This is a genomic window from Kitasatospora sp. NPDC059571 (assembly GCF_042735675.1).
Classification (GTDB): Bacteria; Actinomycetota; Actinomycetes; order Streptomycetales; family Streptomycetaceae; genus Kitasatospora.
Map to the genome: position 1 here is coordinate 1 of NZ_JBHWBW010000205.1, position 7,324 is coordinate 7,324.

The following is a 7,324-nucleotide window of genomic DNA, read 5'->3' on the forward strand; positions in this document are numbered from 1 at the left end:
GCTCGGCGGTCGGGACACCCCCGTGGCCACCCTGGAATACACGACAATCGACCACACGTACGCCAACGACCTGCCCGGCGCGACCCTCACCCCCGAGGACCCGCTCGCGGGGATCGACGACATCGCAAGGCAGATCCGGCAGTCCGGCATCAGCCGGGTGGACGGCGACGTCGTGGTCGACACCCGGCTGTTCGAAACGCCGGCCCTCGATCCCACCCCCACCCCGCTGATCATCAACGACAACCTGATCGACCTGCTCACCAAGCCGACCGCTCCGGGCCGCCCGGCCGAACTCTCCTGGCGCCCCCAGGTCGCGCCCTACGAGGTCGTCTCGCAGGTCACCACGGTGGCCGCCGGGGGCACCACGGACATCGAGGTGACGGCGTCCGAGGACGGGACGCGGATCACGCTGTCCGGCACGATCGCCGCCGACGCGGCGCCCGTGCTGCGGGTGAGCCCGGTCGTGGCCCCGGCCGCCTTCGGGCGGACGGCCCTGATCGAGGCCCTCGCCCGGGCCGGCGTGACGGTGACTGCCGACCCGGTCGGCGCCAACGACGAGGCGGGCCTGCCCGCCGCGTATGCGGCCGGCTCCGACGTCGCCTCCTACGTGTCGCCGCCCTTCAGCCAGTACGCCCGGCTGGTGCTCAAGGTCAGCCACAACCTCGGCGCCAACCTCGACGTCTGCCTCATGGCGGTGACCGCGAACAGCACCGACTGCAATGCCGGGTTCCCGGTGCTCCGGGCGTTCCTGGAGGCCGCGGGAGTCGACACCAAGCAGGTGGAGCTCGCGGACGGCCGCGGCGGCGACCCGGTCGACCGGGCCACCCCCGTGGCGGTCAACCAGGTGCTCCGGTACTGGTTGCACACCCCGGACGCCGAGGCATTCCGGGACACCCTCCCGGTCCTCGGAGAGGACGGCACTCTGGACGGCTTCTGCACCGGCTGCGGGGGCGTCGGCAAGGTCTTCGCCAAGACCGGGACAGACGTCGGACCCGACCTCCTGAACGGGCGGGCCGCCGTGGGCGCGGAGACCGTCGCGGGCTACCTGGTGACCCCCTCCGGCGAGCTCCGAACGTTCTTCGCCGGTGTCAACAACCTCGCCGTGGCCGACCTCAACGCCTTCATCTCCCAGGTCGTCGAGGACGTCGCCGAGGCCTCCTCGATCCTCCAGCAGCAAGGCGGCTGACCCCCCCGTTATGTTCTTCGCGGTCCTGCAAGAGGACCGCTGGCCTCCGGGCCCGGCACGGCTGTGTCCCCCTGTCGAAAGCATGACCTGAGGGGGATGGTGTCACCGTGGCCCGGAGGTGTCGTCGCAGACGCTAATGAGAGCCCCCGCCGCCCCGTCCGAACCTGGAGTCGGCGCTGAAGGGGACCCTCGCCGAGGCCGAGCAACCTCCGCGCACGGAACCAGGCCCGGGTGCTGCCCGAGACCCCGGAATCGGGCTGGCTACCTACCAACTGTCAGCGAACCTCACCAAGACGCAGACAACCTGGGCCCAGTAGACCCGAACCGCGCGTCGCGAGGCGCTCGGCCGGTCCCGGGGCGGGCTGACTACGAAGCTCCACCTGGCGGTCGACGGTCGGGGCCTGCCGTTGTCGATCGTGCTGAGCACCGGCAACACCGCCGACTGCACCATGCTGCCCGCCGGGCTGGACGCGATCCGGGTCCCGCGGGCCGGGAGCGGACGGCCTCGCACCAGGCCCGACCGAGTCGTGGCGCACCGGGCGTACTCCTCCCGGAAGATCCGCGGCGCCAGCGCACCACCATCCCCGACCCCCGCGCCGTCGCCCGGCCGGACCTGGTCCTGCGCGACTTCCGGCCCCACCCGACAGCTCTCGACACGCGCTTGGTGCGGCGACATCACCTACGTCCCGACCGAGGAGGGCTGGCTCTACCTGGCCACCGTCATCGACATCGCCTCCCGCCGCATCGTCGGCTGAGCCACCGACGAGGCGGCCTCTGGCTCCCTGGCCCGGGTGGTGTTCGTCGCTGCCGCATTCGCCGCCTCCGCGAGCTGGCAGCTACTGCTCGCCTCCGGCGGCGCGCTGCTCGGCCCGCGCGGCCGACTACTCACCGCACTCGGGTCCTCCGCCCTGGTCGCCGGGCTCGCCGTCCGACTGATGGTCGGCTGACCGGCGAAGTCGTCGGAACCACGGATCGATTCAGTAGCATCCGTTTACGCCTGATTTATACCTTGTATCCTGGTTCTGTATCCGCTGAGTGACATCCGCTGCAGAGGGATCCGGAGAGTTCGGGAGATCCGGAGGGATCCGCCGCAGAGCCCCGCCGGCCCGCCCGACCGGCTCGGGCCCGGCCGACGACGTTGGCACCGACCCGGAGGAGTGCGGACATGGTTGAGCGGGACGGCACCGAGAAGCGGGGGCGGCTGAGCCGGCCGCTGGTGCTCGACGCCGCCGTGGCGCTGGTCGACCGCGAGGGCCTGGGCGCGCTGACCATGCGCAGGCTGGCCACCGAGCTGGGCGTCGAGTCGATGGCGCTGTACCGCTACACCCCGGGCAAGGAGGCCCTGCTCGACGGTCTGACCGAGTCCTTCTTCACGAGGGTCAACGACCGGCTGCGGACTAGCGCCGCGAGCGGCCCGCACCAGTCCGAGCGGCTCCAGCCCGAACAGCAGCGGTCCGAGCGGCATCGGCCCGAGTGGCGGCTCGAACTGCGCCGGATCGCCCGGGCGTTCGCCGCCGTCGCGCACGCGCACCCGGAGATCCTGCCGCTGGTCGCGACCCGCCCGCTGACCGTCCCGGTGGCGCGGCGGCCGACGCCGGTGCTCGAACTCGCCGAGCACATCCTCGCCGTGCTCGGACGGGCCGGCTTCGACGACGCGACCGCCCTGACCGTCTACCGCGCCTTCGCCGCCTGGAACCTCGGCTGCCTGCTGGTGGAGAAGCGCCAGGTGGTCGACAACCCGGAGGAACCGGACCCGGTCCTACGGCTGGGCCTGCACCGGCTGCCCGCCGCTGAGTACCCGCGGCTGCGCGCCCTGGTGCCCCGCTTCGCCGACTTCGACGACGAGGAGGAGATGCTCGGCGGCCTCGACCGCCTGCTGGACGGGATTCCGCAGCCTCCCCTTGACGCGTTCTACGGCGGCGACGCATCCTGAGGATACGAGGTACACGTCGGACATATCCGCCCAGATCGGCGCCGCCGAACCGGCCGCCCGGAACCGCTCCGGCGGCGCCCGGAAGAAGTCCTCATGTCCGCCGTTCCGAACGCAGAACCCCACGACGACATCCTGCGCCTCCGCGTCATCGCGGACGACCTGAAGACCCTGCGCGCCCTGCTGCGCGAGACCCACTCCGACGTCGGCGGACGCCCGCACCACGAGGCGGACGGCCGCATCGGCGTCGATGTCTACACCACGGCCGACCGGATCCCGGACCTCGAACGCGAGGGCGTCACGGTCACCCGGACCGGCAACGCCAGTGAGGCCGGGCGCGCCGCCCAGGCCGAGGTCGGCGACGGCGACCGGTTCGCCCCCGCCGACGCCGTCCCGCGTGGCCTGGCCGCCAAGATCTCCGGCTGACCCGGGAGGCCCGTCATGCCGTACCTGAACGTCACCGAGGTCGAGTCCGCCGTGACCAGCCTGGCCGCCGCCTACCCCGACTTCTCCCAGCTCGTCACCCTGCGCCAGTCCACGTTCGAGGGCCGCGCCTCCCACGCGCTGGTGGTCGGCGAACCCTCCGACACGCCCAAGCCGTGCGTGATGATGATCGGCGGCGTCCACGCCCGTGAGTGGGGCAGCTGCGAGATCCTCATCCACCTCGCCGCCGACCTGCTGGAAGCCCAGCGCGACGGCACCGGCCTCGGCTACGGGAGCACCACCTTCTCCGCCGGCCAGATCAGCGGCCTGCTCCACCGGCTCGACCTGGTGATCTTCCCGCTGGTCAACCCCGACGGCCGGCACTACAGCCAGACCGTCCGGCCGATGTGGCGCAAGAACCGTAACCCGGCCAACGCCGGCGGCAACCCGGACCCGGACTGCGTCGGCGTCGACCTCAACCGCAACTACGACTTCCTCTTCGACTTCGTCACCGCCTTCGACCCGAGCGCCCACCCCCGGGTGTCGAACAACCCGTGCGACCCGCAGGTCTACGCCGGCCCGAGCGCGTTCTCCGAGCCGGAGACCCAGAACGTCCTCGACCTGCTGGAGCAGTTCCCGCTGACCCGGTGGTTCGTCGACGTGCACAGCTACGCGCAGGACATCCTCTACAACTGGGGTGACGACGAGAACCAGTCGACCAACCCCGAGATGAACTTCCGCAACTCCGAGTACGACGGCAAGCGCGGCCGGCCCGACGACTTCACGTACGCCGAGTACATCCCCAAGGAGGACGAGGACGCCGAGATTCTGCTCGCCGAGGCGTTCTGCAAGGGCGTCGACGGCGTGCGCGGACTGGCGTACAAGCCGATCACCGGCTTCCACCTGTACCCGACCAGCGGGACCAGCGACGACTACGTCTACTCCCGCAACTTCGCCGACCCCGACCAGGGCAAGGTGTTCGGCTTCACCGTCGAGTGGGGCACCGAGTTCCACCCGCGGTGGGCGGAGATGGAGGAGATCATCCTCGATGTGGACGCCGGCCTGGTGCAGTTCTGCCTGGCCACCGCCTGACACATCCCGAGGCATACACCCGAGCCACAGTGCCCGACGGCAGGGCGCCCGCCACGATCGTTCGTGGCGGGCGCTTTGGGGTGCGCGTTCGTGCGCGCTCGTACGCGCTCAAGCGGCCCACCAGTGGAAGAAGAACGGGTCGATGGACGGCGGCACCCTGGTGATGCTGTTCGTGCTGAGCAGTTGGTGGGTGGTGAAGTTGGCGTTGCGCTGGTAGGTCACGCCGACCGGGAAGTTGGCCAGGTCGGGGGTGTTGTTGCCGGAGAAGATCCCGTAGAAGTCCTTCCCGACGGTGATCATCCGCAGGTAGTCGCCGAGGAACGGCAGATTGAACCCCGCCGGCGGGACGTCGCCCGGAGCCTGGTGCAGTACCTGCCTGTCCGTGGTCTGGAACAGGTCGCGGGTCAGCTCCAGCACCGTCGACCACTGGTTGTGCTCCAGCTGCTGGTAGAGCAGCCCGACCAGGCCGTCGGAGTTGACCGCCAGTGCCGGGTTCTTGCCGTTGCGGATGTCCGGGTGCGCCACGGCCCAGGTCGCTCCCCGGTCCGCCGAGTGCCGGATGTGCAGCACGTAATCGGTGGGGGCGGCGCCGCCCTGGTTGTCGCACCAGGCGATCCAGACGCTGTTGGAGTCCGTCTGGTCCACCGCGATCGCCAGGTCCGCGCCGGTGCGTTCCTGGCCCAGCGACGGCACCTGCACGTTGAACCGCACCTTCCGGCCGGTCACCACGCGCAGGCCGACCTCGCTGTCGTCCGGGTCCAGCAGGTCCTCGAAGGGGTTCGGCCCGATCCCGCCCTTGTCGTCGCGGGTCACCACGACGTCGAAGGTGACGATGCGCGTCGCGCTGAACTCGGTCCAGCGCTGGTACGCGGTGTAGACCGACCCGTCGGGGTGGACGGCTATCCGGATCGGCGGCCCGTCGTGGACCGTGTCCCCGCGCCGGTCGAGCCGGACGGTCTCGAAGCCGGCCTGACCGGCAGCCGTACGGCCGTCACTCGCCACGTCCACGGTGGCGGGCCGGGGCTCCTCGGAGGAGTCGTTGTTGCCGACGTACACCCGGTCGCTGCTGACGCCGTTCGCGGCGACAGTGGTGGCGACGACCCAGGGCTGGTCCTCGTCGCTCCGGTCGACGATCTCGTCCATCGGATCGGGGACGGTGACGTCCGGCATCCGCAGGATCTGCAGGTCACTGGTCTCACCGTTCAGGATGCCGGTGTAGAGCCGGCCGCCCTGTCCGCCGAAGCCGACGCTGATGTCCCCGGTCCCGCGGCCCCCGTTTCCGGGGACGACACTGTTCAGCACCCAGGTGTCCCCGCCGTCGGTGGAGACGAAGATCGGGGCGAACGGGCCGCCCATCGGGTCGGGGGTGAAGGCGCTCGCGACCATCTCCTTCGGGTTCTCCGGGTTGACCGCGAGGCTGGGCTCGCTGTCCAGGCCGCGGTCGCCGCTCAGCGCCTTGGGAATGATGTTGACGACCTTGATGGGCATGTCAGCTCACCTCCGTACCCGGCAGCACGGCGAGCTTCTGCACCGGCTGGACGTCATCGTGATGGAGCAGGCGGAACGGCGCGTACTCGGCCAGGTTGCTGCCCTCCGTCGAGTGGAGGAGCCACAGGGCCTCCTGCCCGGCGTTCGGGTTGGGCACCTGGCGCCAGCGGATGTCCGTGCTGCTCGGGTAGAGGAACGTGGCGGGTCCGGGCTCGACGGCTCCGCGCTCGACGATCGACACGTTGACGGTGGCGCGCCACCAGCGCGGGGCGTGCTCGGAGAAGTCGGTCAGCTCGAGGTCCTCCAGTCCGGACACCGCGCCGACCACCACGGCGTCCGCCTCGGCCGCGTGCGCGGCGATGTCCTCGTTGCGGATGGTGCGCTGCACGGCCGAGAACGGCAGCTCGTCGGCGGAGGCCGCCGCCATCGAGATGCGACCCAGGACGGCTCCGACGGGCAGCCGGGCCACCTCGGAGACGCCCAGGCCCTCGCCGTAGACCATGCCACGGGTGAAGAACGCGGCTGCGTCACCGACCTCCATCGGGCCTGCTTCGGCCGCCAGTTGGACGGTGACCTCGCTGCCTGCGAGTTGCCGGAAGGCCTCGGGCGCGTGCAGCACCTCCTCCACCCGGACCACGGCCGTCAGTTCGTTGCGGGCCTCGACCGGAACGGCCCCGAGCGAGGTGTCGCCGATCCGGGTGACGGTGCCCGTGAAACTCAGCGGGGCCCGTCGGACGAGTTCGGTGAGTTCCTCGTGGTTGGCGGGTGTCGTGTCCGTCATGACGATCCTCCTCTCCCGTCACCGCGCGGCACGGGCCGAGGAAGGGTGCGCCGGCGCCACTCGATCCGCGCGCCGAGCAGGCAGGTGGCGGTGACGGCGGCCGCCAGCGCGACCACGAGCCACTCCGCCGCGCCGCTACCGGCGTCCGGGTCGACGCCGAAGAGCGTCTCGATCCACTGCGGCCATACCAGGGTGAGCAGGAACAGCAGTCCGGAGAGCCCGCCGAGGGCCGTCTCCACCCAGAAGCGGGGCCGGACCGGATTCGATTGCCGGAAGGGCATTTCTACACCTCCCCTTCTCCAACCGCCCGGGCCGCGCCAGGGCGCGGCGCACGCCGATTCCCGTGCCGCCCGGGGGTGGCGGGGGGACAAACAGGCGCGGCCGGGGCCGGGGGGGGGGGGGCCCGCTCGCTGGGCCCCGAGGG

The 7,324-nt window shown here is 71.2% G+C and carries 8 protein-coding genes and 2 pseudogenes; 7 read left to right on the forward strand and 3 right to left on the reverse strand.

The window, feature by feature from the left end:
• The 7 genes and pseudogenes from dacB to ACFV0G_RS22060 all read left to right on the forward strand — a co-directional run.
• A partial coding sequence (gene dacB / locus ACFV0G_RS22030; RefSeq protein ID WP_380550364.1) for a D-alanyl-D-alanine carboxypeptidase/D-alanyl-D-alanine-endopeptidase occupies positions 1 to 1,186 on the forward strand: 1,186 nt, incomplete at its 5' end.
• A gap of 320 nt (positions 1,187 to 1,506) precedes the next feature.
• Positions 1,507 to 1,749, forward strand: a pseudogene (locus ACFV0G_RS22035) (transposase); the annotation flags it as partial.
• A 93-nt stretch (positions 1,750 to 1,842) separates the two neighbouring features.
• Positions 1,843 to 1,938 (forward strand): annotated as a pseudogene (locus tag ACFV0G_RS22040) (DDE-type integrase/transposase/recombinase); the annotation flags it as partial.
• 39 nt (positions 1,939 to 1,977) lie between these two features.
• Complete coding sequence (locus ACFV0G_RS22045) at positions 1,978 to 2,133, forward strand: hypothetical protein (RefSeq protein WP_380550367.1); 156 nt, start codon at positions 1,978 to 1,980, stop codon at positions 2,131 to 2,133.
• Between the two features lie 218 nt (positions 2,134 to 2,351).
• The gene (locus ACFV0G_RS22050; protein ID WP_380550370.1) at positions 2,352 to 3,119 is read left to right on the forward strand and encodes a TetR/AcrR family transcriptional regulator; all 768 of its coding nucleotides are present in this window, start codon (positions 2,352 to 2,354) and stop codon (positions 3,117 to 3,119) included.
• Between the two features lie 93 nt (positions 3,120 to 3,212).
• On the forward strand, positions 3,213 to 3,542 hold the full coding sequence (locus tag ACFV0G_RS22055; protein ID WP_380550373.1) for a hypothetical protein: 330 nt from the start codon (positions 3,213 to 3,215) through the stop codon (positions 3,540 to 3,542).
• 15 nt (positions 3,543 to 3,557) lie between these two features.
• Positions 3,558 to 4,631, forward strand: coding sequence for a M14 family metallopeptidase (locus ACFV0G_RS22060; RefSeq protein ID WP_380550376.1), 1,074 nt, complete (start codon positions 3,558 to 3,560; stop codon positions 4,629 to 4,631).
• Positions 4,632 to 4,739: 108 nt separating this feature from the next.
• On the opposite strand, the gene ACFV0G_RS22065 is transcribed toward ACFV0G_RS22060, so the two are convergent.
• Genes ACFV0G_RS22065 through ACFV0G_RS22075 form a run of 3 tightly spaced genes read right to left on the reverse strand, consistent with a single transcriptional unit; the run spans position 4,740 to position 7,181 of the window.
• Positions 4,740 to 6,119, reverse strand: coding sequence for a hypothetical protein (locus ACFV0G_RS22065; RefSeq protein WP_380550379.1), 1,380 nt, complete (start codon positions 6,117 to 6,119; stop codon positions 4,740 to 4,742).
• Between the two features lies 1 nt (position 6,120).
• Positions 6,121 to 6,900, reverse strand: a complete 780-nt coding sequence (locus ACFV0G_RS22070) for a hypothetical protein (RefSeq protein ID WP_380550382.1) — start codon at positions 6,898 to 6,900, stop codon at positions 6,121 to 6,123.
• Entirely contained in the window at positions 6,897 to 7,181 is a 285-nt protein-coding gene (locus ACFV0G_RS22075; protein WP_380550385.1) for an ABC transporter permease, read from the reverse strand. The genes ACFV0G_RS22070 and ACFV0G_RS22075 overlap by 4 nt, the downstream gene beginning before the upstream one ends.
• Between the last annotated feature and the right edge of the window lie 143 nt (positions 7,182 to 7,324).